The following is a 24,575-nucleotide window of genomic DNA, read 5'->3' on the forward strand; positions in this document are numbered from 1 at the left end:
TGCCTGAACACATTTTCGGAAAAACAATGTCAGAAGACTCACAACGATATCTATATATCCCTCACGCTGGCCCTTCATTGCTAGAAACGCCCCTACTGAATAAAGGCAGTGCCTTTACCGCCCGCGAGCGAGCGGCGTTCAACCTAACCGGTCTGGTGCCGCCTCGATATGAAACCATTGAGGAACAAGTTGAACGAGCGTATATGCAATATAGCAGCTTCGACGAAGCGTTAAATAAGCATATTTACCTTCGAGCTATTCAAGACAACAACGAAACCTTGTTCTATCGTCTCATTCAAAAGCATATCGATGAGATGATGCCCATTATTTACACCCCAACGGTAGGAGATGCATGTGAACAGTTTTCTGATATCTACCGTAGCTCCCGTGGATTGTTTGTGTCATATGAAGAGCGTCATCAGCTAGACGACATTGTTCGCAATGCCACAAAACGCAAAGTAAAAGTGATTGTTGTGACTGACGGTGAGCGTATTCTTGGGTTGGGAGACCAGGGTATTGGCGGTATGGGGATCCCTATCGGTAAACTGTCGCTCTATACCGCATGTGGCGGAATTAGCCCTGCTTACACGCTACCCGTTATGCTAGACGTCGGCACCAATAACGAGAAACTGTTAAACGACCCTATGTATATGGGCGCGCGTCATCCTCGTATTGGGCAAGAAGAATACGATGAATTTGTAGATATGTTCATTAATGCGGTGAAACGACGCTGGCCAGATGTGATGATCCAGTTTGAAGACTTCGCGCAGCCCAATGCAATGCCGTTACTTAATCGCTACCGAAACGATGTGTGCTGCTTTAACGACGATATTCAAGGTACTGCTGCAGTTACGCTCGGCACTATACTCGCGGCATGTAAAACTAAGCAGCAAAAGCTTAGCGACATGAAGGTTGTATTTGTGGGCGCGGGCTCAGCAGGTTGTGGTATTGCTGAAATGCTTATTCAACAAATGGTCTTTGAAGGTCTTACTGACGAACAAGCGCGTAAGCAAGTGTTTATGATTGACCGTTTCGGCTTAGTCACTGAAGGTATGGAAGGCTTACGTGACTTCCAACAAAAGCTTCAGCAAAAAAATGCAGACTTAGCTGATTGGACATTCAGTGGTGATTACGCATCACTACTTGACGTGATGCACTGCGCGCAGCCAGACGTACTGATTGGCGTTTCAGGTCAGCCTGGTTTGTTTACTGAGCAAGTGATCCGCGCCATGAAGCAAGGATGTGAGTTACCAATCATATTCCCACTGAGTAACCCGTCTCGCCAAGTTGAGGCAAGACCAGAGCAGGTTATTGAATGGACCGACGGTGAAGTTATTATCGCGACGGGTAGCCCATTTAAACCTGTTGAGTATAAAGGTGAAATTTACCCTATTGCACAATGCAACAACTCGTACATTTTCCCCGGTATTGGTCTTGGCGTTGTCGCCTCTAAAGCCAAACTAATTAGCGACGAAATGTTAATGGCTGCAAGTAACGCGCTTGCTTTAGCGTCGCCATTAGTCAACACGGGGCAAGGTTCGTTATTGCCGCCGCTATCTGCAATAGCTCAAATAAGTCGCGAGATTGCCTTTGAAGTGGGTAGGGTAGCGATGGAGCAGGGGCTTGCCCTTGAGATGTCGGATGACGCTTTGCTTGAAAGTATAGAGCGAAACTTCTGGAAAGCTGAGTACCGCCCTTATAAACGGGTTAGCATTTAACTAACGCTGACGTTTTAAAAAAGCAGGCCTTGCCTGCTTTTTTTGTGGGCATAGAAGTCAACCTTATACTCGGTTTGAGATAATTTATTCACAATAGCCTTGCCCCTTGCCCCTTGCCCCTTGTTCTGATGTCGGCATCTCAGTTTATTCAAACCTGTTTTATGTAAAAAGGTGTTGCTTATGCGCAACATTTCCTATTTTTACCCTATCGTTAATATGGGTTTTTTAGTTCTAAATATATGAAAAATAATGCTTATTTTGTTTTGGCATAAACATTGATAACTACCCTTGGCATATAAAAGAAAAAGTAGGTGTTATAAATGAAAAAAACAAAAACTCAATTTAATTCATTGTACTCACGAGCTCTTAAGCGCTCCTTCTCAACATCAATGGTTATGGCCGCACTTGCTACACTAAGTGCTTGTGGCGGTTCTGGTGATAGCGTAGACGACCAGCCCACACCAACTACCAGTACTTTTTCTCTTTCGGTTTCAGATGCCCCAGTTGATAACGCCAGTGAAGTGGTAGTGTATTTCGATGAGGTTGAATTAATTGGTAACGATTCACCAATCACGTTTTCTGTTGAAGATGAGAACGGTGATCCTCGAAGCATTGACTTACTGTCTTTGCCTGGCGAACAATTTGAAGTGATTGTTGAAGATACTGAAATACCGATAGGTGACTACAACCAACTACGCCTTAGCGTCACTGACGAGTCGTACATCGTGACTAACGAAGGCACATATCCTATTCGCGTGCCAAGTGGCGAGCTGAAGCTAGACGGTTTCACTGCACAGCCTAACTTTGACGCAGCCTATACTGTTGAGTTCGATTTAAGAAAAAGTTTAGTCGACCCAGTAGGGCAAGAAGTCATCATGTTAAAACCCCGTGGTGTTCGCCTAGTGTTAAACGACGATGTTGGAACGCTTAACGGCACGGTAGATAGTACGCTTGTGATGAACGAAAAGTGTGCTGTTAAATCTGACATGTTTTCTGGTAATGCGGTTTACATTTATGAAGGTGAGCAAAATGTTCTCGATACTCTTGGTGACGACGCAGAGGTCGGTTTCGATGATACCGAGTTACGCCCTTTTACTGTGGTGCCTGTAACCTACGACGAGTCTGATGAAACATTCAATTTTACCGCGGGCTTCATGCCTCAAGGCGATTATTCACTCGCCTTTTCATGTGTAGCTTTGTTTGACGAGCCGGAAACGGATGAAGATGAAGAGGACGGTTTCTTTTTACAAACTATCGATACCACCACTGTTGTAGCAGGTGACACTACTACGGTAACTATCGAATAGTACCAGTTTGCGGGCAAAGGACTGCTCGCCTTTTATTCACAAAGCCGCGCTCTGTTTTATTGCATAGCGCGGCTTTTTTATGTCAGTAATCGCGCAGTGCTGTTTATTAGTCGACATAGTGAGCCATACGCCTTTAAAAGCCGTTCTCTATAGATATGAAGTATGTCTCCTTCACCTAAAAATCATTTAAGGGAATCGCTATGTCGACAGAAAGTAACTACACACCCCCTGACGTTTGGACGCAGGCTGAAGATGATGGCAACAAGTGGGCCAGTATCAACCGCCCCGTGTCAGGTTCGACCCACGAAAAAGCGCGATCCACTGGCGAACATGGTTTACAGCTATACTCGTTAGCTACACCTAACGGGCAGAAAGTGACTATTATGCTTGAAGAACTGTTGGCTGCCGGTGTCAGCGAAGCAGAATACGATGCGTGGCTAATAAACATTGGCGAGGGCGATCAGTTTTCCTCTGGGTTTGTGGACGTGAACCCAAACAGCAAGATCCCTGCGATGGTCGACACAACAACGTCGCCAGAAACCAAGCTGTTCGAGTCAGGTTCAATCTTGGTCTACCTGGCAGAAAAATTCGGAAAATTTATTCCGCAAGACGCCCACGCGAAAGCAGAATGCTTTAACTGGCTATTCTGGCAGGTGGGCTCAGCGCCATACCTAGGCGGGGGGTTCGGCCACTTTTATAGCTATGCGCCTTATCCAATGGAATACCCAATCAATCGCTTTACCATGGAAACCAAGCGTCAACTCGATGTGCTAGACAAACACTTAGCGAACAATGAGTTCATGGCAGGCAGCGAATACAGCATTGCCGATATAGCGATCTGGCCATGGTACGGCAACCTCGTACTGGGGAACTTATACGATGCAGCCAAGTTTCTTCAGGTGCATGAGTATACTAATTTAGTTCGCTGGGCTAAGCAGCTAGAGCAGCGCGAAGGAGTAAAGCGTGGCCGTATTGTTAACAAGACTTGGGGCGATGATGGCCAGTTAGAAAACCGCCACAGCCCCAAAGATATCGACAACGCGCTCGCCAACACCTAAATAATGGGGTCAGAGTACATTACTCAAATGACGGGGTCAGTGTACTTAAGTTATGTTAATCATCTTCTTAGCATCACAATGCCTAAAAAGGGCATCGACGAAAAGTACTCTGACCCTGATTTTCAGATAAGCTCTGCCACACTTTTTAAGTATGCTTGTTGGAGTGGGGTGAAATCCCATTCGTTCAAATCTTCATCAAATTCAAAGTTGCCCACACGGCCCTGCCATTTTATGGCAGGTACAGACGTCCACGTTTTCATATACACCAGTTTACCGTGAAGGCAATGTAACACTTCAAGCTTAGGTTGCTCTGTTTGATTATAGGTGAGTCGTTCAGAAACGATTGAACCTTCCTCACATGCCTCGTTGAAAAATACAAAGCCACGATAGTTTCCATTCTCCGTAATGGTTACAAGAGATGCATATTCTTTATTTTCTGACACTTTTCTTAACGCGGGTAACTGAGCTTCTACACGTTTGATTTGAATACCCTGTTTTTTGTCGTGCCACTGCCAACCAGAACTGCCCATAAAAGTAAGTTCATGATTCTTATCATCAATTTGCATCAAAAAAGTAAAGGTTTTCCACGATGCTATGGCGATAATACATAGCATCACGGCCCCGGTTATATATATCAGCAGCTTAGTCATCGTTTTCTTATTGGCAGAGCTTTTGTCTGTCTCTTACGTATGCGGACATTTATCAGACTTAAATTGCAAAAAAGTAATGGTGTTACCTTTTTCGAGTAAGTAAATGTTCGTTCAGCGACTAAGCCAAGCGACACAAGACGTACAAGAAGCCATGTTGGTGCAATACGATTTGGCGGATAGTGACTATGGCGCTCGTGTCAGAAAGGCGGTAGCCAGTAGATAAAGCAAATGGGGTCAGAGTTAGTTTTAGGAAAACTACCCAACCCCATTGTTCTAGCTAAGTTCTAGCAAAACGTACGGTGTGGTTACAGGTGGCATGCCTATAACTGCAATCTTCGCAATATGCTATTGGGTAGCAACTATTGCGTAAACATGAAGCCGTGCAGCTTGGAGTGCTTTATCTTTCCAATTGGTCTGAGTAATCTCTGGTGAGTGATTGCTTTGAAAAAACTGAATATAACCATGAGTTAAGGCCATGACTTGTGTTGCGATTGTCACGGCTTTGTCACTTGATACCTGGTTTTTGGGAAGCGTTTTGCATAACCCTGCCATTGCTACGATTAATGTTGATTTGGCTGCTCTCGTCTCTTCGGTCATCGAAAAAAATGAGGTACTGCCGCCAAATATTAATTGATAGTGTGCCGTATTAAATTCGGCGTAGTTTAATATATTCTCGCAGGCATCAAGGACCTTATCTGAGGCTGTATTTCCATTAGCACGCAAAATGCTTTGGGTTAGCACTTCGCAAGCTTGTTGACACAAAGCGTTAAGAATACCCTGTTTGCCCTTAAAGTGACTGTAAATGCCAATGGTTGATAAATTGGCGTGCTTCGCAATGTTGCGCACGCTCAAAGCATCGTACCCCTCCTCGCTAAAGAGTTCAGATGCCGCCTGCAGTATTTTTTCTTTGTTATTCATATTATTTTATCGAGTAGAAGTTATGGCCTATAACGCAGTTATAACTATAGATTAAGAATTCACGAGTTGCGCAACCGTCTCTACATTTTTATCGCTCTGTTTTTTTGCGCAAACTCAGGAAAGCCTGCCTACATGTAGCGCTTAAAATAGTCTGTTACTTTGGGCCACAAGTGCTGACACTTTCTGGAAAAGAATTTCATATGGCCTATCTCATTTACGTTTAGTGCTTTTGGTTCAAGCGCTTCAATTTCAGAGTCCATATTAGGGAACACGCTGAGCATATCGTGAACGTTACGAATATTAGCAATGTCATCGTCGTTGGCGAGTAGCCACTTAGAAGGTATCTGAATTGTGTCGTAGTGATGCCGATTGTTTATTTTACTAATGATAATGGCTAAGCAATGGCAAGTAGATAAGTTGTTAGTACGCAAATGCTAACGCTTAGCTGGGATAGATAAGCCATAGCACTCGCGATTTAAAAAGTAATGACTCAAACAGGTAGCGTGAATACTTTCGAGTTCCGCTGGAAGTTATACAGCTCTTTTTTCACCGCCGGCAACGCGCTGATGTCAGCAGGCTCAAAGCCTTGCTCTAAAAACCAATGGGCAGTAACGGTTGTAAGCACAAAAATACGCTCAATACCTGCTTCTTTAGCACGGGCGCGCACTTCATCTAAAATCCGTTCGCCACGGTTTTTGCCGCGATAGTCTTGGTGGGTAGCCACACAAGCTAATTCGGCACAGCCGTCTTCAGGATATAAATACAAAGCTGCGCACGCGATGATCATGCCGTCTCGCACTATCACGATAAACTGGTTGATTTCGTTCTCTAAACGCTCTCTAGAGCGCTTAACTAACACACCGCTTTCCTCTAGCGGTTTTATCAGCTTTAAGATACCGCCCACATCTTCGATAGTAGCTGCACGTAATTGTTCGTAGTGGTGTTCCATTACCAAAGAGCCGGTACCGTCACGCGTGAACAACTCTTGCAGCAATGCGCCGTCTTTTTCATAGCTGATACAGTGGGCGCGGGGCACGCCAGCTGCAACGCTGGTGGTAAGGGCGCTCAATACGGTATCTTCGGTGGTGATGTCTCCCGCCATGATCAGTTGCTCTAACTGAGGACGTTCAATGGTGCGAAGCAATCGACCTTCGCGATTGTATATGCCATCGAAGTTTGAAAACACGATAAGCTTGTCAGCTTTAAGGGCAATAGCCGCCTGTGTGGCTACATCTTCATGTGACAGGTTAAACACTTCCCCCGTTGATGAATAGCCCATAGGCGAAAGCAGCACAATTGAGCCATCGTTTAGGTGATCATTAATGCCCGTGGTATCGATGCGGCGCACTAAACCGGTGTTTTCAAAATCAACACCGCCTCGCACGCCCATCGGCTTAGCAACCACCAAGTTCCCCGAGCACACGCGTATTTGCGAGCCATGCATAGGTGAGTTAGGCAAGCCCATAGTAAGCAAGGCTTCAACCTGAGAGCGAACTGAACCGGCGGCATCTTTTACGCACTCTAGGGTTTGCTTGTCGGTAATGCGCACGCCGCTGTCAAAGCGACCTTCAATATTGCGTAGGGCAACACGCTGATCTATTTGCGGGCGGGCACCGTGTACTACAACTACGCGCACGCCTAAGCTGTTAAGCAGTGCAATGTCGTGAATAATATTAGGGAAATTAGGATGTTCAATGGCTTCGCCACCGAACATCAAAACGAAAGTCTTTCCCTGGTGAGCATTAATATAGGGCAGTGAACTGCGAAACAGTTTTATGCCGTCATGATGCGCTAATACCATCTAAGCAGTTCCTTGTCGCTACCCTTGCTTGTCCAAGTCTTCCAGCTCCTGATACAGTGCTTTTGTCACCGTTTCTTTGCTGGTACCGCCCAAGATATTGCGTTGATTAACGCCGTACTCTAGCTGTAGTACTGGGTATACGTCGTCTTCAATTTTGTCGCAAATCGCCTGCATGTCGCTTAATGGCAAATCTTCAATGGCACAGCCTTTGTCGATGGCCTGAAGTACAACGCGCCCTGCAATATCGTGGCCTGTTCTAAACGGCACACCTTTACCTACCAAATAATCGGCAAGCTCAGTGGCGTTAGAAAAACCTTGGGTTGCTGCAACGCGGCAGCGTTCTTCGTTTAGCTGCAGTGAGTCAAGCACTTCGCTGGCAATGCATAAACAAATGTGCCACTGATTTACCGTATCAATAGCGCCCTCTTTGTCTTCTTGCATGTCTTTGTTGTACGCAAGAGGAAGGCCTTTCATGGTAACCAATAGTGCCTGCAAAGAACCAAACACACGGCCACATTTGCCACGCATTAACTCTAGTGCATCAGGGTTTTTCTTCTGCGGCATAAGCGATGAACCAGAGGTTACGCTATCGCCAAGCTGTAAGAATCCTGCTTCGCCAGAGTTATAAAAAATCATGTCTTCGGCAAGACGTGACAAGTGCATCATGCTGGTGCTGGCTACAAACAAAAGCTCTAGCACAAAATCTCTGTCCGACACAGCGTCTAGGCTGTTAAGGCATGGAGAGTCAAAGCCCAGCTCTTCAGCAATGGCATGACGGTCTACAGGGAAAGTAGTGCCTGCCAATGCGCCTGAACCTAAAGGGCACTGATTCATGCGCACTTTTAGGTCGTCTAAACGGCTTAAGTCACGCTTTAGCATTTCAACGTAAGCTAAGCACCAGTGGGCAAAGTGAATAGGCTGTGCACGCTGTAAGTGCGTGTAGCCTGGGATAATTGCTTCTTGATGACGGCTAGCGGCATTAAGAAGCGACTTTATTACACCCAAAACATCAGTGCGAAGTGAGGCAATATGTTCACGTACCCACAGGCGAAAGTCGGTAGCAACCTGATCGTTTCGGCTACGCCCAGTATGAAGTTTACGACCAATGTCGCCAAGCTTCTCTATAAGCGCAGCTTCAACAAAGCTGTGAATGTCTTCTTCGCTAGATGCGTTAAAGTCTAATTCACCTGCATCAGCTTTCGCTTTTAACTCGCTCAGTGCGGATTCAAGCTGGGCTTGTTCGTCAACGGTCAATACGCCTGCTTTTTGCAGTGCGCGCGACCAGCTGATAGAGCCTTGAATATCTTGGCTTGCCATAACCTGGTCAAACGGCAGCGAGTCGTTAACCTGTTTAAACATACTACTTGCACCGGATTCAAACCGGCCACCCCACAACGCCATGTGATGCTCCTTAAATGCTGTTTAATGCCATCGCTATCCGCGCGTAACTAGGTAGAGTTACGCACGGTATGCGACTAACCTTGTTTTTTTAGTGCTTCAATACGACTTGAAAGGCTGAATAGGCGGATAAAGCCTTCAGCATGCTTCTGGTCGTAAACATCATCAGCACCAAAGGTAGCAAAGTCTTCAGAGTAAAGGCTGTTTGGTGAGCGGCGTTGTGTAACCGTAGCTTGGCCTTTGTAAAGCTTAACCACGATATCGCCCGTAACTTTTTTGGCAAAAGACGCAGCGCCTGCAAGTAATGCATCGTTAAGAGCCGTAAACCAACGACCGTCGTACATCACGTGTGAGAACTCAAGACCAATCTGCTCACGGTATTTAAGCGCAGCTTTATCTAGCACCATAGTTTCTAGGGCTTTATACGCTTTAAGCAGTACGGTGCCTCCTGGTGTTTCATAACAGCCACGAGACTTCATACCTACAAGGCGGTTCTCAACAATGTCGATACGTCCAACACCATGCGCCGCAGCTACAGTATTAAGTTTAACTAGCGCTTGATAAGGCGATAGTGCCTCACCATCAACATGAGTCAGCTTACCTTCGTCAAAAGACAGGGTTACGCGCTCAGGTGTATCTGGCGCATCTTCTGGATCTACCGTTAGCGTCCACACTTGCTTGGTAGGCTCTTGCCATGGATCTTCAAGCTCGCCACCTTCGTGTGAAATGTGCCATGCGTTTGCATCACGGCTGTAAATCTTTGTCGCTGAGGCGGTTGTCGCAATATTGCGCTCAGCTAGGTATGCAAGTAAGTCTTCGCGGCTTACCATATCCCACTCACGCCAAGGCGCGATAACAGTAAGGTCTGGAGCAAGGGCGGCAAAAGTGCTTTCAAAACGAACCTGGTCGTTACCTTTACCTGTACAGCCGTGGCATAGTGCGTCGGCACCTACTTTGCGCGCAATCTCAACTTGCGCTTTAGCGATGACCGGGCGTGCCATTGACGTACCCAGTAGGTATTCACCTTCGTAAACTGCACCTGTAGTAATAGTTGGGAAGATATATTCGCTTACGAACTCTTCTTTCAAATCAACAATGTGGCATTCGCTTGCGCCAGACGCGATAGCTTTCTCGTGAAGCCCTTCTAGTTCTTCATCACCTTGGCCCACATCTGCCGCAAACGCGACAACTTCACAGCCATAGTTTTCTTTAAGCCATGGAATGATGGCTGATGTATCAAGCCCGCCTGAATAGGCCAGCACGATTTTTTTAACGTTTTGCATCTAAATAATCCTTCTAAGCGTCTTTTTAGGCGTCTTTATTAAGCGTTAAGTAATTGAGTAAGAATGGCGTTTTGGCCATGCATTCTATTTTCGGCTTGCTGCATTAATAGCGATTTATCGCTATCAATCAACGAGCCGGTAATTTCTAAATCGCGATGGGCAGGTTGGCAGTGCATAACGTAGCTAGCACCGGTTGCTTCCATCAACGCTTCGTTCACCTGATAAGGCATGAACTTTTCTTTGATCACTTCAAGTGGCGTCTCGTCACCCATTGAAAGCCATGTATCTGCATAGATAACGTCTGCACCGTTAGCAGCACTAAGCTCTGTGCTTTCAACAATCGATACACCCGTTTTCTCGGCAATCGCTTTTGCCTGCGCCACAATTTCAGGTGCCGCTTCGTGCCCCTCTGGCGTGACTACAACTTGGTTGCAACCTAGAAGCGCCCCAACAATTAACAGAGAATGGGTTACATTGTTGCCGTCGCCTACATAGGCCATGGTAAGACCTTCAGTTTTGCCGAAGCGTTCAAACATAGTAAGGTAGTCAGCAAGGCCTTGGCACGGATGGTATTTATCACACAGAGCGTTAATAACCGGCACTTTCGCCGCCTTTGAAAAGGTTTCTAGCGTTTCGTGAGAAAATACGCGAGCCACGATAGCGTCGGCCCAGCACGCAAGGTTAGCAGCGGTGTCTACTGCATCTTCACGGCCTGCTAAGTTGCCCGACTGCACATCTAAATACACCATATGGCCGCCAAGCTTGTTGATACCAATATCAAAACTAACGCGTGTTCGCAAAGATGGCTTTTCAAACAGGGCAACAATTGATTTTCCCGCTAGCACATTACTGTAACTTGCTGGCGCTTGTTTAATTTCTACAGCCAATTGCAGCAAGTTTTTCATTGCCTCGGGTGTCCAGTTTGCAAAGGTGAGTAGGTCCTGTTTCATTGTACTTCTCCGGCATTGCCTTTTGTTAGAGCAGCGTTTGTGGACTCTGTGTTTGCCAGCGCTGCGGGCAGAATTTGTGTACCCGTTTTTTTATTTAAAATGTCGTTGATATCAGCTGCCCAGCTTGCGATGTAAACCGCGCGGTTTAGGCTCTCTGCAGACGCAAGTGCCGCATCTACTTTCACCTTCATTCCGTCAGTGATCACGCCTTCGTCTGCATATTTCGCAATACTTGCAGCATTAAGTTCGCTAATTAGCAATTTGTCACCGTCAAGTACACCTTCAACATTTGAAAGTAATAAAAGTTCCGCGTTAAGAAGTTCGGCGATAACCGTAGCTGCTTGATCGGCATTTACATTCAGTAATCTACCTTGTGGGCTTGAGCCAATAGAGCTGATTACCGGAAGTGTAGACTGTGCTAGTACGCTTTTTAAAAAAGATGCATCAGCTGTCGAAGGCACGCCCACGGCGCCATATTGGTCAGCAAGTGGCTCGCATACCACCATATTTCCATCAAGCAAAGATAAACCAACTGGAGTAATACCCGTGGCTAGTGCCGCTGCACAAAGCTGTTTATTCGCAGAGCCTGCAAGTGCGCCGCAAATATAAGGCATGTGCTCATCGGGCGTAACGCGAAGGCCATCAATTTTTGTACTTTGAAGGCCCAGGCTCGCCATTAGGGTTTCAACTAACGGGCCGCCGCCGTGCACCACAACGACGGGGCGTATGGTTTGAACTTCTTTTACGCTTAAAAATAAGCGCGTCATTGCCGCTGCATCGTCAAGTAATGCACCACCAACTTTAATTACAATAGGTGAAACACTCATAGTACTAACCCTGTTTCTACTGGTTGTTTCGTCATTATATTCAGGCACTGTATAGCCTGCGAGGCCGCGCCCTTCATCACGTTGTCTATGGCCGCTGTTACCACTGCATACCCAGATGCCTCGTCTAACTTCCAGTGAAGATCGACAAATGGGGTGTGGGCAACGTCGTCAATTTTTGGAAAACTCTTGCGCAACCGCACAATGGGTTTATCAGCATAGGCGTCAGTGTACGCTTGTTCAAGTTGGGTGCTGGTGGTACCAGCTTTAACTTTAACCGTCACCGTCGCCAATATTCCTCTTTTGAAGTTTCCTAAGTGCGGCGTAAAGATAACCGGTGTGCCTAAATATGCTTCTATTTCAGGCGTATGACGGTGGCCTAGCACGCCATATGCTTGCAGGCTTACTTCGAAAAAACTGGTGGTAAGGCTAGCTTTTCTGCCCGCACCGGATACACCAGATACGGCGTTGATCACAGGGCGTACGCTTTCATCCAGCAAATTATGGTGAGCAAGAGGCTTAAGTGCACTAAGGCTCGCAGTGGGGTAGCAACCCGGCACAGCAATAACATCGGCACCGGCAATTTGGGCTTCGTGCCATTCGGCAAGACCATAAACAGCCTGAGCTAGGCTTTGTTCTTGCGTATGGGGAAAGCCATAAAATTGTTCGAAAACTTGGGTGTCTTTTAGCCTGAATGCGCCGGATAAATCGAGTACTTTGGCTTTACCTGAAGATAGCACTGGCATCCAGTCGTGGCTGGCCTCGTGGGGCGTGGCTAGGAAGATAAAATCAACGTTATCTGCCATCTCTTTTAATGCAGCATTTGAAATAGGTGTAAGCGTAGCGTTCACGTGAGCCAAATTGCCATGTAGCTCTGCGATATCTTTACCAGCGTCATTGCTATTTTCAGACACGTAGGTACCCGCTAGTTTTAACGTAGGATGTTGATTCACCAACTGAACAAGTTGTGCCCCTGTGTAACCACTGGCACCGATAATTGAAACGTTGTACATAATTTAAAATTCAATAAAAGGAGAAAAAATCACTTTTTACCTTTGTAAACTGGTTGGGCGTAAATTCTTGCCTAACCGCGACCACATTACAAAGGTAAAAAGTGTGCTACAGAATGCGCATAGGAGTGCACACGCATCGTCGTGCGCTATGCAAGGTGTAGCCAGCCAGGGGAGAGGTAAACTCTTTGTCGTTGCTAGTGGTTGAACCAACAACGTGAGTTGGTTGTGCCATCATCAATTCCTATCATGTTACAACCCTAAATAAGTGGGTTGGATGCTTTAACCGTCGACTATTCTAACGATATTGAATTTTTATTCAATAAAAATGTATAAATATTTTGTTTTGGTGTTTCGCGCAGTTCGCCGGTAACGAATTAAGTAATAGTACATTTATAGTTGTTACAGTCAGTTGACAACGCGAGCAAGAAAACTGAATATTTATATACGTTGTCGCATAACCATAACGAACTGAACAGCTTGCCTGTTGGCGTGGTCTTTTAATTAGTACATTGAACTATCTTAAAGTGTCTAACGAGTGGATGAAAACCTACACTCGGCTGTGAATACGTTTTGGAATAACCGGAAAATCAAATGGGCAAACTTACCTTGGCGCTTGTTGCGCACGATCATAAAAAACCTGAGTTGTTAGCATGGGTCAAGCAACACATTAACGTACTTGAACAATGCAATTTAGTGGGAACAGGAACGACCGGCGGCCTCATTGCCAGCGAAACCGGACTTGATGTCACTCGGTATAAAAGTGGCCCGCTTGGTGGCGACCAGCAAATAGGGGCACTCATCGCTGAAAATAAACTTGATGCACTTTTCTTTTTTTGGGACCCACTAAATCCAGCGCCACATGATCCGGATGTTAAAGCGCTGCTGCGATTGTGCTCGGTCTGGAATGTGCCTGTAGCCTGCACGCCAGCGACGGCAGACTTAGTAATAACGTCGCCATTATTCTTATCGCCAGACTACAAACCGGTGAAACCGAACTTTTAATACGCCTTTTAAGGTCAGTAGAGTTTGTCTGAACGGGCATGCTGATTTATTAGATGAAACAAAAAAGGCTGGACTAGGCCAGCACTTTTTATAGTGGGTAATCGGTCAAAGACACAGGTAGGTCTTATCTAAATATATCCCGTATTTTACGCTCATCTTCACGGTGGGTTTTTAGTTCCGTTTTTTGCTCATCGGTAAGTAAGGCAAACATGGCTTGACGATGTTTGGCTTTCTCCACACCAGCGCTAATAATGTCGTCCTTGTATTTCGTAACAAGCGCTTCCCAGGAAGCTTGCGAGAATGACGAGCTACGAATTAATTCGCGCTGTGCATCTTTAAAGCTACGCATGATTTGTCTGTTTGCTTCGGCGGTGTCTTTAAAAGACTCCCGAAGTGCACTAAGACTCTCTCTCTGTGTATCACTTAGCTCAATGCCTTCGAATGGCAGGCCATCGCGCTTATGTTCATGGCCTTTACGGTTGTGATGAGAGAATTTTTTATCTTTACCTTCTCTGTCTAAACGTTTCGCAAATTGCGCTTTTTTCTCTTCAGATGCATTGCGACGGTTTTCTTTTTTAGCTTCTCTCTTTGCTTCTCGAGCTAAAACTTTTGCTTGCTGCTCTTCAGTTAGCACGTTGAAAATGTCATGGCGAAGTTGTGCAAGAGCAAAATGTTGAGTCTCACGCGCTTCAAATTGAGTTTGTATAAATGTACTGATTTGGGTTTCAGAGGCGGTCTCAAAATCAAAATCGGGCTTGTCAACACTTCCCCGCACAGGTCGAGGCTTGGCCTCTTTAAACGCGCTAACCAGAGTTTTTATTTCTTCACGCTGCAAGTCGCTCAAGCCTATGCCGCGAAGGTGTTTAACCATTTCTTTAACCGGTTCGTGGTGACGCATACCAGGGCCCGCGGGCTGAGCCAACGTTAGGCCGCTTAAGCTAATCGCCGCTACAGTAACACTAGCAATTAATACCTTTTTCATTGTCGTCTCCTTTTTGTTAGGACACGATAATAGTAGCTTTCTCAACAAGGAAAGCTGTCAACGTACTGTAAAGCTTATGTAAAGGTGATGCCGTTTTGTAATTGTAAAGGTCTGAAAAGTTATAGTATGCGTTTGACTTTCGCTTTCGGCAATGTTTGAAAGCTTCGCTTCAAGCGTGAGTTGAAGTTTACTTCGTTTACAGGCACTTTCATGAATCTTGCAGCAAAAGAGTTTAATACCATGAGTTCAGATTTTCACTTGCAGTCAGTTCTAGTTATTGATGATGACCTTGAGCTTACAGAAATGCTTTCGGCGTACTTGTCCGGTATGGGCTATCAGGTTCAGGTGAAAAACGATAGCGAAGAAGGCTTGTCGGAGGCTATCTCAGGGCGTCATTACGACCTGATTTTGCTTGATGTAATGATGCCGAAAATGGACGGCTTCGATGTCTTAAAAAAGTTGCGAGCAAGCCACAGTACGCCTGTACTTATGCTTACGGCACGAGGCGATGACTACGACCGCATTTTAGGTCTTGAAATGGGCGCAGATGATTATTTGCCTAAGCCATTTAACCATAGAGAACTAGTGGCCCGTATCAAGGCCATTGTTCGTCGACACAACCTCTCAGCAACGGGAGGAGCCGTTGAGCAGGATTTGTTTGTAAATGGGATCTTTTTAAGTCCAAGTAGTCAGCTTGCCAAAGTCGATGATGTTGAACTTACACTTACCACTACTGAGTTTTTGATCTTACGTTTGCTCATGCTAAATGCTGCACAGCGAGTGACGAAAGAAGAAATAAGCTTAAAGATACTGGGCAAACCGCTTCAAGCGTTTGACCGCAGCATCGATATGCACGTTAGCAACCTGCGTAAGAAAATGAGTGCAGTAGCCGTCGATGAAAAAATTAAAACCATCCGGGGCGTAGGGTATATGTTAATTACTGGGACCCATTAATGGTAAAAATATTACGCAGCATAAATCCAACGCGTGCCATTATGGGGCGCATTTTTCTTTGGTTTTGGGCAACCTTTATTGTTACTGCTCTTCTGGCAATATGGGGAAGCCGCCTGTTTTTCGAAGACCTGCAAGTGGTGCAGATGAAGCCCCGTGAAGTGGCTGACTTAAACCAAGCAATTGAACGCATGCAGCGTGACCGATTGCAAACAATGCCATTAGAGGCAGCGCTCGAGCGGAGTTCTCGGGGTGTAAGAGGACGGTTGATTGCCGTAAACGTCCAAGATAACAGCTTAACATCAGTTGGTGGCCCACCGCTGCGAGACAACGATGTAGCTGACTTACTGCGCCTGGTAAATCAAACGTCACCCATTGCGGTTAAGCGAGGCGCATTTAAAATTATAGGCCCATTATTTTTTGAGCGAGAGGGCAAACGCTTTGCGCTTTTCTCAGCAAAGCTAGATATGCCCGAAAAGAGAACCCCTCCGATATTACTCTTTTTGACCATCGCCCTTATTACCACCATCCTTTTAAGCTGGTTATTTGCTAAATCGCTCACGACGCCGATATTGCATATTCAAGGCTCAGCAAAGCGTTTAGCGGGCGGAGATTGGCGAACGCGGGTTGAAGGGGCTGAGAAGCGTCAAGATGAACTGGGGCAACTTGCTCGTGATTTTAATAAGATGGCAGAACAGCTAGAGTCGATGTGGGGAGCGCAAAAGCGCCTGTTAGCAGATGTGTCTCACGAGCTACGCTCGCCTCTTGCACGACTGCAAATGGCGCTTGGCCTGGCTCATCAGCAAAATGTAGACCCGGATACTCTGTCCCGCGTTGAGCGAGAAGCTGATCGAATGGAAGCGCTTGTGGCGCAGCTACTTACGTTAAGCCGCGCAGAATCTGGAGAGGCGACAATGCAGCGACAAGCATTGACCCTAGTGCTAAACGATGTCTTTACCGATGCTCACTTTGAAGCGGCGAACAAGAACAAGCAATTGCAAATAGACGATATTCCCAAAACGATCGTACTCATCGACAGTATGATGCTTTGCCGTGCAGTAGAGAATGTTCTACGCAACGCTATTAGGCACAGTAAATTTATTACGCATATTTCATTTAGCGAGGATTACAAGCACTGGTGCATTCATATTACAGACGATGGCGAGGGACTAACGGTTGAAGAATGTGACCGCATATTTTCTCCCTTCTACCGCGCCTCCCTTGCTCGGGAACGTGAATCCGGTGGCGTTGGCTTGGGTTTATCCATTGCAAAAGCGGCGGTTGAGTTGCATCATGGCCGTATTATCGCTGAACCTGCTGAGCGCGGTGGGCTTCGCGTTACTCTGTCTTTTCCCAAGTGCTGAATAGGGCAACGACAGTGGTTACTGGCCGTATTTAAGCGCAACTTTATTGTAGAAAGGGGATTTATGAACTGGACGCTCACGTCTGAAAATAACTTAGCAAGCACCTTTGCCTCGCATATTAATCCTTTTTGGTTAGACAATGTTACACAGGGCCATTTCCTCGGCAAAAGTGACATCACAGTGCGTTTTGCGCATTGCATTCCCGAATCACCAAGAGCAACAATAGTCATCTGTTCGGGGCGTATAGAATCTTATCTAAAGTACAAAGAGTTTATTTACGATTTATATCAAAACGGATTTGCTGTTTTTATCTTAGATCACAGAGGTCAAGGCTTGTCAGATAGAATGACAAGGGATCCTCAGCACGGTTATGTAGCGCACTTTGATGACTACGTCGATGATTTCGTCACGTTTGTAGAGACCATTGTTAAGCCGTTGCAGCAAGGCCCTCTGCAGTTAATTTGTCATTCAATGGGTGGCGCGATTGGTGCGCTTACTTTACTGCGCTTGCCCAATCTATTTTCCAAAGCGGTCCTTGCATCGCCCATGTTTGGCATTAAGCCTTCCTTGCCTAATTGGCTAGCAAACGGATTAATTCGCACGGGGCTTGCCGTAAATAGAATGACAAAGAAAGATGCGGGTTATTTCTTTGGACAAACACCCTATATCGCATTTCCTTTTTCATTGAATAAGCTCACTCACAGTAAAGCGCGGTATGCGTTGTTTCGTGAATTGTACGATGAAGAGCAAGAAATTCAGCTTGGTGGTGTAACTACTGAATGGCTGGCCGCAGCACATCAGGCAATGAATAAAATTGAAAACAGTGCAAGAGGGATTTCAACGCCTTCTCTGGTACTTAGCGCCGATGATGACGCGATTATTGATAATAAGCGGCAAAGGCGTGTCGCTCAGCTAATGCCCAATGCAACGCTTGAAATTGTGCATCGTGCTTATCATGAGCTTTTTACTGAATCTGACGAGATACGCGAGCGTTCCGTTAAACGTATTCTCGACTTTTTAGCCTTTGATTAGCGTTAGCAATAACCTCGTTTGACAGAAAGCGCCGCTTTCTAGCCATAAAAACAACGTCAAAGATGATGGTAACCTCAGTTTCGTTATAAAATAGCCGAGTGATTAACTATTAAGGTAGTGTAGAAAGGCATGCTCGATATCGTACTTTATCAGCCAGAGATCCCGCCTAACACGGGAAATATCATTCGTTTATGTGCAAATAGTGGATTTACGCTGCACCTGATTGAGCCGTTAGGGTTCGAGTGGGACGATAAGCGTGTTCGCCGTGCTGGCTTAGATTACCACGAATTTGCTCACGTTAAGCGTCATGCAAATTTAGAAGCCTACCTTGAGGATGCAAAGCCAAACCGCGTATTTGCCTGTACGACGAAGGGAAAAGCGTTTCATAGCGATGTATCTTATAAAAAAGGCGACGCGCTAATCTTTGGCCCTGAGACCCGCGGTTTACCAGACGATTACATTCAATCGCTACCTCCAGAGCAGCGCGTTCGCATTCCTATGTTGCCAGATAGTCGCAGTATGAACCTGTCGAACGCAGTGTCGGTTTTTGTTTATGAAAGCTGGCGCCAATTAGGTTACGACGGAGCGCGATAACACAAGACGGATAAAGCAGCCTGAAGACATTCGTTTTTATGAAGCCCCGGTGTAGGGGCTTTTTTTATACCCAACCTGCTCGCCCGCTTATTGACGTAGCCATACGCTTTCCTGAAATTGGACTGTACGTTAATGTATTACCAGGTGCGCATAGGGTAGAGATTATCGATAACAATCATTACTACGTTGCGAATAATCGTTATTATCGCAAGCATGGTAATCGCTACGTGGCTGTAGATTCACCCTATAAAAAAGTAAAAAAAGCTAAACGTTATAAACATAATCAGCATAGCTATCATAGCAATAAGAAAATAATAATGGTGAGGGAAGGGCGATAAATGCAGCTTTGAAAGCTGGCGAAAAATTAGGGAAAAAGAATCGTTAAGAGGGTGATGGTCTTTAGCGCTTAGCCAAGACCATCAATTACTTATTAAGCTTCTTGCTTTAAGTCTCGTCCTAGCAGGGCTAACGCTGCATCTTTAGGCGATTTTCCGTGATAAAGCACGGCATAAATTTGTTCACAAATAGGCATTTCCACGCCTACTTTCTTTGACAAAATATGTACTTCTTCGGTATTGCGATAACCCTCAACCACCTGACCAATTTCTTCAATAGCCACATCGACACTCTTGCCTTGGCCTAATGCCAACCCAAAGCGGCGGTTACGCGATTGATTATCGGTACAAGTTAGTACGAGGTCGCCAAGGCCGGCCATACCCATAAAGGTTTCTGGATTCGCCCCCAGCTTTACACCTAAACGCGTAAGCTCTGCTAAGCCTCGAGTAATCAGTGCAGTACGTGCATTGGCACCAAACCCTAGGCCGTCGGCTAGTCCTGCGCCAATGGCGATAACGTTTTTAACCGCTCCACCTAACTGAACACCGGTAAAGTCTGAATTCTTATAAACGCGGAACGACTTTGCACAATGCAATTTTGCTGCAAATTCATCGCTTAAGGTATCGTCAGTGGATGAGAGCGAGATGGCGGTAGGTAATCCTGCTACCATTTCTTTTGCAAAGGTAGGTCCTGATAACACGGCTAGGGGATAGTCAGTACCCAGTATTTCCTCCGCTACATCACGAAGTAAACGGCCGGTTTTAGGTTCGAGCCCTTTAGTCGCCCAAATTATACGTTGATGCGGTTTTAGCAATGGTTTTAAGCTGTGAAGCATGGTTGCAAATGCATGGCTTGGAACCACAACCAATATATCTCGGCTTGCGGCAACAACGTCTTCTAAATCTGCGTTTACAACTAACGCTTCGGGAAACGTAGCGCCAGGGAGGTATCGCGTGTTTTCGCGATTCGCCGCCATTTCAGCAATGTGCTTTTCATCACGGCCCCAAAGCAGTGTTGGGTTGCCATTTCTGGCAAGACAAAAAGCAAGGGCGGTGCCGTAAGACCCCGCCCCCAATACTGAAACCGACTCTGAAACCGAATTCGACTTCATGTCCACGTCCTTTATGGTCACCTAATTAGGCGTCCATTTTAGGCGCTTCGCCTTGCGCTTGCTGTGCACGTTTTTGTACGTAAGCGGCAAAGATAGCGTCAAAGTTTACAGGTGCTAGGTTAAGTGGAGGGAAAGTTCCACGGTTAACCAGGTTAGAGATAGCTTCACGCGCATATGGGAATAGCATGTTCGGGCAGAACGAACCTAGCGTGTGTGCTTTGTTTTGATCTGGCATTTCGCCAATGGCAAAGATACCTGCTTGCTGAACTTCACAAAGGAACGCTGTTTCTTCGCCAAGTGTTGCTGTAACGGTAACTGAAAGCACCACTTCAAACACATTTTCTTCTAGCTTGTTCGTGCTAGTGTCGATGTCTAGTTTAATTTCTGGCTTCCACTCTTTAGTGAAAATAGCAGGTGCGTTTGGAGACTCAAAAGAAATATCTTTTGTGTAAATACGCTGAATATTGAACTGAGCACCTTGCTGCGCAGGTGCGCTTGCTGCTTCGCCGTTGTTTGTCTGATTTTCGTCAGCCATGGTATTTCCTATTTAATTGTCGTTTTAATTTAATGTAGTGCGTTGCTGTATGCGCTGACGCTTACGCTAAACCCAACATCGGATTTAGTTTGCTTTGTGCTTCTAAAGCCATCATATCATCACAGCCACCAACGTGCTGATCGTCAATGAAAATTTGCGGAACAGTCCAGCCGCCGTTGGCGCGCTCGATCATCTCGTCGCGCAGCTCAGGCTTAACATCGATCGGGTATTCAATAAATTCTACACCTTTTTGCGTCAACAGTGCTTTTGCACGGTGGCAATAGGGGCAATGGCCCTTGGTGTAAAGTTCTACTTTGCTCATAAAGGTTACCTGTTATTTAGAAACGGGAAGGCTGGCGCTTTGCCATGCGTTCATTCCGCCTTTTAATACATTCACATTAGCGAAGCCATCTTTTTGCATCGCGCTTGCTGTACCACGAGCCTGATTACCCATAGCGCATACTACGATAATGGGTTTGTCTTTACTGTTTTCAAGTTTCTTAAAGTTTTTCTCACGCAACTCTTCAGGTTTAATTTGTCTGGCACCCAAAATATGACCAGACTTAAACTCTTTCGCAGGGCGTGTGTCTAGCACTATTGCATCTTCTTTATTAATTAGAAGTGTTGCTTCGTGAGTGCTCAACTCTTTTACCGGCGATGTCCATGCACTGATGTAGCTAAATATCAACATCGCAATCAGTGCAACCCAAATACCAGCAAGAATAAAATTGTTGCTAGCAAATTCAATTAGTTGATCCATTACCTCTAACCCTGTCTACAGACCATGAAAAGTGTGCAAAGTATATAGAAAACTGGGCGAGAAACCAGCCTACCTTCACGTAAGATGTGTCCAAGGCGTAGTACATCTTAGTCAAATACTTTAGATGATTGATATTACGGATAAATTGCACTGGGCTTATGGATAGTCGTCAGATACACTGGATTGGGTTATTAGCAGCAATGATGAAACCAGGTAGTTCATTATTGATATAAGTTGAGGTTTTAAGCGCACGTTATGTCAGCACGGTCATTATTTTCAATCATCGGGTGCATTATTGCCCTCACTTTGCTGCCGATTGGAAGTAGTGCTTTTGCGCAAGTAAGTAATGCCAGTGCTCAAAAAGAGAAATTAGCTGAACTTCAGGCTGAACTTCGCGCCCGTCAGCAGGTGCTAGAAAACAATAAGGCCAGTGCACAAGAACTTGAGAATGTGCTTAAAGCTTCAGAGCTTGAAATTGCAAAAGTCGCTAAAGCGTTGGCGACAACCGGCCAAGCGTTAAAAGACGTTCAAAAAGAACAAGCCACACTTGAAAGCGAACAGGAAGCGCTTAAAGCAGCCATCCGAAAACAGCAATCTTTGTTGTCCAGCCAGCTTAAAAGTGCATTTATGGCAGGGCATTACGACTACGCAAAAATGGTATTCTACCAAGATGATGCTCGCACATTTGAGCGGGTTATTACCTATTATCAATACGTTGCAAAAGCCCGTCAGAAAGAAATAGAAAGCTTCCGCTCGAATGTGGCGAGATTGGAAGAAGTGAATGCTGAACTTGATGAGAAGGCGCAGTCACTCGCGGCGCTTAAAGAGGAACAAGAGGGCCAACGCGCGGTCTTGATAACCCGTCAGGACGACAGAAAGACCACACTGAAGAAAATAAACAAAACGATAGCTTCAGAAAATCAACGAATTGCGTCACTGCAAGCCGATGAAAAAGCGCTTAAAGATGCCATTGAAGCAGCGAGAATCGCTGCAGAGAGAGCGGCAAGAGAAGCGGAAGTGTCGATGGCGGGTTTAGCGAAACTTAAAGGAAAGCTCGCCCCGCCCGTGAACGGAAGAATACGTAACTTATTTGGAAGTCGCCGCCAAGGTCAGGTGTCGTGGAAGGGCATTGTCATAGATGGTGCAGAAGGCGACCAGGTCAATAGTATTGCGCCTGGTAAGGTGTTATATGCAGACTGGCTTCGAGGCTTCGGATTAGTTGCCATTGTTGATCACGGTAAAGGTTACATGAGCGTTTACGGGCACAATCAGGCTCTGCTTAAACAAGCAGGCGACGATGTAAGGCAGGGGGAGCGTATTGCGCTTGTTGGCCGAAGCGGTGGTCAGGAATACCCCAATCTTTATTTTGAAATCCGTCACAAAGGAAAGGCGCTTAATCCAAGCGCCTGGCTCGATTAGCACGGTTATGCACAAACAAAGTTGAAACTGAATCAGTTGTTGGTATTCTAGAAATTCCAGCAATGGGTGACAGCCCACATTGTGCGCTTACGCTTAATAATAATGAAGAAAAATGGATGTAATTTAGATGCTTTTGCGTCTGCTAATGCCTTGTATAATCTTTGTTTTATGCGGGCTAATTAGCCTTCAAGTAAAAGCAAAGTCAGACATAATAATAATATTAGATGACCTGGGGTACAGGCCGTCCGATGTCGCTGCTTTTTCTCTCCCTAAAGAAGTTACTTTTTCTATTCTCCCACAGACTCCATTGGCCTCTGAGATCGCAAGGCGCGCAGATCAAGAAGGCAGAGCGATTATGCTGCATATGCCTATGCAAGCGCAAAACGGTAAGGATATGGGGCCCCTTGGGCTGACTACAGATATGTTTGCCGGAGCGATAACGCATAACGTACGTAAAGCGATTAAAAGTTTACCCAACGCAGTGGGACTTAATAATCATATGGGGAGCGCGTTTACTGGGCAACATGAGGCGATGGAGGCACTGTTAAAAGAAGTAAAGCGCCAAGGTTTATTTTTCGTCGACAGTCGCACAACGGTGCTAACGAAAGGCGAAGAAATTGCAGAGCGACTAGGAGTGCCTAATGCTAGTCGACAGGTATTTCTTGATCATAAGTTAGACCCAAGGTTCTTGCTTAAACAGTTTAATCAAATGAAGCAAATTGCTAAAAGAGACGGGCACGTGGTTGTTATTGGCCATCCTCATCCTGCAACGATAGACTTCTTAAACACCCATCTTCCTTCACTTGAAGGGGAAGGGTTTACGCTAACCTCTGTCGCCGACTATTTTTCACACGCACCTAAAGTGGCTAAACAATTTGCTGAAAAACACGCGCATACAGCATCTCTTACAAGTGTCTCTCCAACGTCTTCGCTACTTAATTAGTCTATTTTAATCTCATTAAGATCAAAATTTAATGTGTGAACGTTTCGCATTTTAAATAGTCTGTTATAATATAACGTCATCTGGCGATGATGCCGCGAACAAATTTTCTTTTACGGTGGTAATTAGAGTAATGACTCCAATTGACGAGAATCCAACAAAACTAGACAAACTTGGCATCTGGGTGTCCGGTTTGTGCGCGCTGCACTGTCTAGCGCTGCCTGTTTTGGTGCCTCTGCTACCGCTTATAGGTTCAAGCTTTTTTGCGCAAGTATGGTTTGAAAGAACAATTTTAACGTTTTCTCTTATCGTAGGTGCAGTTGCTTTGCTTAGCGGCGCTATTCGCTACCACGGTAAATATTACCCACTCGCGCTGCTTTTCACAGGTGGAGCCATCTACTGGCACAAAGATATTTTCGGCCATCACTACGAGCCCTTTACCATTGCTATTGGTGCGGCGTTAATTGTAGCGGGTCACTGGGTAAATATGCGTTTGTGTAGACAGTGCAAATGCTGCAAGCGCACCGTCTTTTCAGAGCATCTGTCCACCGAACTTAAATAAGTAGTCTGGGTTGCTGACAGAAAAAAAACGAGCCAATGGCTCGTTTTTGTGTTTAAAAGCACAAGGA

The 24,575-nt window shown here is 45.7% G+C and carries 26 protein-coding genes; 12 read left to right on the top strand and 14 right to left on the bottom strand.

Annotation, left to right across the window (positions count from 1 at the left end):
• Positions 1–26 precede the first annotated feature (26 nt).
• From ACM0P2_RS01960 to yghU, 3 genes are all read left to right on the top strand, one after another.
• Positions 27–1,718, top strand: coding sequence for an NAD-dependent malic enzyme (locus tag ACM0P2_RS01960; protein WP_105930529.1), 1,692 nt, complete (start codon positions 27–29; stop codon positions 1,716–1,718).
• Positions 1,719–2,038: 320 nt separating this feature from the next.
• Positions 2,039–3,025: a DUF4382 domain-containing protein gene (locus ACM0P2_RS01965; RefSeq protein ID WP_419227201.1), complete on the top strand. Its 987-nt coding sequence runs from the start codon at positions 2,039–2,041 to the stop codon at positions 3,023–3,025.
• A 200-nt stretch (positions 3,026–3,225) separates the two neighbouring features.
• Complete coding sequence (gene yghU / locus ACM0P2_RS01970) at positions 3,226–4,083, top strand: glutathione-dependent disulfide-bond oxidoreductase (protein WP_159119680.1); 858 nt, start codon at positions 3,226–3,228, stop codon at positions 4,081–4,083.
• 122 nt (positions 4,084–4,205) lie between these two features.
• Here the strand turns inward: yghU and ACM0P2_RS01975 are convergent, their stop codons facing one another.
• The 9 genes from ACM0P2_RS01975 to argC form a co-directional block, all read right to left on the bottom strand.
• The gene (locus tag ACM0P2_RS01975; protein ID WP_159119681.1) at positions 4,206–4,733 is read right to left on the bottom strand and encodes a hypothetical protein; all 528 of its coding nucleotides are present in this window, start codon (positions 4,731–4,733) and stop codon (positions 4,206–4,208) included.
• A 345-nt stretch (positions 4,734–5,078) separates the two neighbouring features.
• A complete protein-coding gene (locus ACM0P2_RS01980; protein WP_159119682.1) occupies positions 5,079–5,651 on the bottom strand; it encodes a TetR/AcrR family transcriptional regulator in 573 nt (190 codons plus the stop codon).
• 128 nt (positions 5,652–5,779) lie between these two features.
• Entirely contained in the window at positions 5,780–6,082 is a 303-nt protein-coding gene (locus ACM0P2_RS01985; protein ID WP_236547157.1) for a hypothetical protein, read from the bottom strand.
• A gap of 59 nt (positions 6,083–6,141) precedes the next feature.
• Complete coding sequence (gene argA / locus ACM0P2_RS01990) at positions 6,142–7,452, bottom strand: amino-acid N-acetyltransferase (RefSeq protein ID WP_159119683.1); 1,311 nt, start codon at positions 7,450–7,452, stop codon at positions 6,142–6,144.
• 18 nt (positions 7,453–7,470) lie between these two features.
• Positions 7,471–8,853 carry an argininosuccinate lyase gene (gene argH / locus ACM0P2_RS01995; RefSeq protein WP_014997128.1) on the bottom strand — a complete coding sequence of 461 codons (1,383 nt, stop codon included), beginning with the start codon at positions 8,851–8,853 and terminating at the stop codon, positions 7,471–7,473.
• Positions 8,854–8,927: 74 nt separating this feature from the next.
• On the bottom strand, positions 8,928–10,133 hold the full coding sequence (locus ACM0P2_RS02000) for an argininosuccinate synthase (protein WP_105930522.1): 1,206 nt from the start codon (positions 10,131–10,133) through the stop codon (positions 8,928–8,930).
• A gap of 38 nt (positions 10,134–10,171) precedes the next feature.
• Positions 10,172–11,083 (bottom strand): ornithine carbamoyltransferase, encoded by a 912-nt coding sequence (locus ACM0P2_RS02005; protein WP_159119684.1) that lies wholly within the window; start codon positions 11,081–11,083, stop codon positions 10,172–10,174.
• On the bottom strand, positions 11,080–11,910 hold the full coding sequence (gene argB, locus ACM0P2_RS02010) for an acetylglutamate kinase (RefSeq protein WP_159119685.1): 831 nt from the start codon (positions 11,908–11,910) through the stop codon (positions 11,080–11,082). Before argB ends, ACM0P2_RS02005 begins: the two co-directional genes overlap by 4 nt.
• Complete coding sequence (gene argC, locus ACM0P2_RS02015) at positions 11,907–12,920, bottom strand: N-acetyl-gamma-glutamyl-phosphate reductase (protein WP_419227202.1); 1,014 nt, start codon at positions 12,918–12,920, stop codon at positions 11,907–11,909. Before argC ends, argB begins: the two co-directional genes overlap by 4 nt.
• A 591-nt stretch (positions 12,921–13,511) precedes the next feature.
• Here argC and ACM0P2_RS02020 point away from each other — a divergent pair.
• Entirely contained in the window at positions 13,512–13,922 is a 411-nt protein-coding gene (locus tag ACM0P2_RS02020) for a methylglyoxal synthase (RefSeq protein WP_159119687.1), read from the top strand.
• Positions 13,923–14,046: 124 nt separating this feature from the next.
• Here ACM0P2_RS02020 and ACM0P2_RS02025 read toward each other — a convergent pair whose 3' ends face one another.
• Complete coding sequence (locus tag ACM0P2_RS02025; protein WP_159119688.1) at positions 14,047–14,904, bottom strand: Spy/CpxP family protein refolding chaperone; 858 nt, start codon at positions 14,902–14,904, stop codon at positions 14,047–14,049.
• 210 nt (positions 14,905–15,114) lie between these two features.
• On the opposite strand from ACM0P2_RS02025, the gene ACM0P2_RS02030 reads away from it, so the two are divergent.
• The 5 genes from ACM0P2_RS02030 (at position 15,115) to ACM0P2_RS02050 (ending at position 19,183) form a co-directional block, all read left to right on the top strand.
• Positions 15,115–15,858: a response regulator transcription factor gene (locus ACM0P2_RS02030; protein WP_159119689.1), complete on the top strand. Its 744-nt coding sequence runs from the start codon at positions 15,115–15,117 to the stop codon at positions 15,856–15,858.
• Positions 15,858–17,219, top strand: a complete 1,362-nt coding sequence (locus ACM0P2_RS02035; RefSeq protein WP_159119690.1) for an ATP-binding protein — start codon at positions 15,858–15,860, stop codon at positions 17,217–17,219. The genes ACM0P2_RS02030 and ACM0P2_RS02035 overlap by 1 nt, the downstream gene beginning before the upstream one ends.
• 63 nt (positions 17,220–17,282) lie before the next feature.
• The gene (locus ACM0P2_RS02040) at positions 17,283–18,251 is read left to right on the top strand and encodes an alpha/beta fold hydrolase (protein ID WP_159119691.1); all 969 of its coding nucleotides are present in this window, start codon (positions 17,283–17,285) and stop codon (positions 18,249–18,251) included.
• 129 nt (positions 18,252–18,380) lie between these two features.
• Positions 18,381–18,845, top strand: a complete 465-nt coding sequence (gene trmL / locus ACM0P2_RS02045) for a tRNA (uridine(34)/cytosine(34)/5-carboxymethylaminomethyluridine(34)-2'-O)-methyltransferase TrmL (protein WP_105930513.1) — start codon at positions 18,381–18,383, stop codon at positions 18,843–18,845.
• 38 nt (positions 18,846–18,883) lie between these two features.
• Positions 18,884–19,183, top strand: a complete 300-nt coding sequence (locus ACM0P2_RS02050) for a hypothetical protein (RefSeq protein WP_419227203.1) — start codon at positions 18,884–18,886, stop codon at positions 19,181–19,183.
• Positions 19,184–19,275: 92 nt separating this feature from the next.
• Here the strand turns inward: ACM0P2_RS02050 and gpsA are convergent, their stop codons facing one another.
• The 4 genes from gpsA to ACM0P2_RS02070 form a co-directional block, all read right to left on the bottom strand.
• On the bottom strand, positions 19,276–20,292 hold the full coding sequence (gene gpsA / locus ACM0P2_RS02055; RefSeq protein WP_105930512.1) for an NAD(P)H-dependent glycerol-3-phosphate dehydrogenase: 1,017 nt from the start codon (positions 20,290–20,292) through the stop codon (positions 19,276–19,278).
• Positions 20,293–20,317: 25 nt separating this feature from the next.
• Positions 20,318–20,827 (bottom strand): protein-export chaperone SecB, encoded by a 510-nt coding sequence (secB, locus tag ACM0P2_RS02060; RefSeq protein ID WP_105930511.1) that lies wholly within the window; start codon positions 20,825–20,827, stop codon positions 20,318–20,320.
• A gap of 61 nt (positions 20,828–20,888) precedes the next feature.
• Complete coding sequence (gene grxC / locus ACM0P2_RS02065; RefSeq protein ID WP_014948069.1) at positions 20,889–21,149, bottom strand: glutaredoxin 3; 261 nt, start codon at positions 21,147–21,149, stop codon at positions 20,889–20,891.
• Between the two features lie 12 nt (positions 21,150–21,161).
• Entirely contained in the window at positions 21,162–21,587 is a 426-nt protein-coding gene (locus ACM0P2_RS02070) for a rhodanese-like domain-containing protein (RefSeq protein WP_159119693.1), read from the bottom strand.
• A 255-nt stretch (positions 21,588–21,842) separates the two neighbouring features.
• Between ACM0P2_RS02070 and ACM0P2_RS02075 the strand changes: the two genes are divergently transcribed.
• From ACM0P2_RS02075 to ACM0P2_RS02085, 3 genes are all read left to right on the top strand, one after another.
• Positions 21,843–23,006, top strand: coding sequence for a murein hydrolase activator EnvC family protein (locus ACM0P2_RS02075; protein WP_419227204.1), 1,164 nt, complete (start codon positions 21,843–21,845; stop codon positions 23,004–23,006).
• A 145-nt stretch (positions 23,007–23,151) separates the two neighbouring features.
• Complete coding sequence (locus ACM0P2_RS02080) at positions 23,152–23,949, top strand: divergent polysaccharide deacetylase family protein (RefSeq protein WP_236547158.1); 798 nt, start codon at positions 23,152–23,154, stop codon at positions 23,947–23,949.
• A 130-nt stretch (positions 23,950–24,079) separates the two neighbouring features.
• Entirely contained in the window at positions 24,080–24,508 is a 429-nt protein-coding gene (locus ACM0P2_RS02085; protein ID WP_159119696.1) for a MerC domain-containing protein, read from the top strand.
• Positions 24,509–24,575 lie beyond the last annotated feature (67 nt).

Source organism: Alteromonas sp. OM2203, from assembly GCF_048517045.1.
GTDB classification, from domain to species: Bacteria; Pseudomonadota; Gammaproteobacteria; order Enterobacterales; family Alteromonadaceae; genus Alteromonas; species Alteromonas gracilis.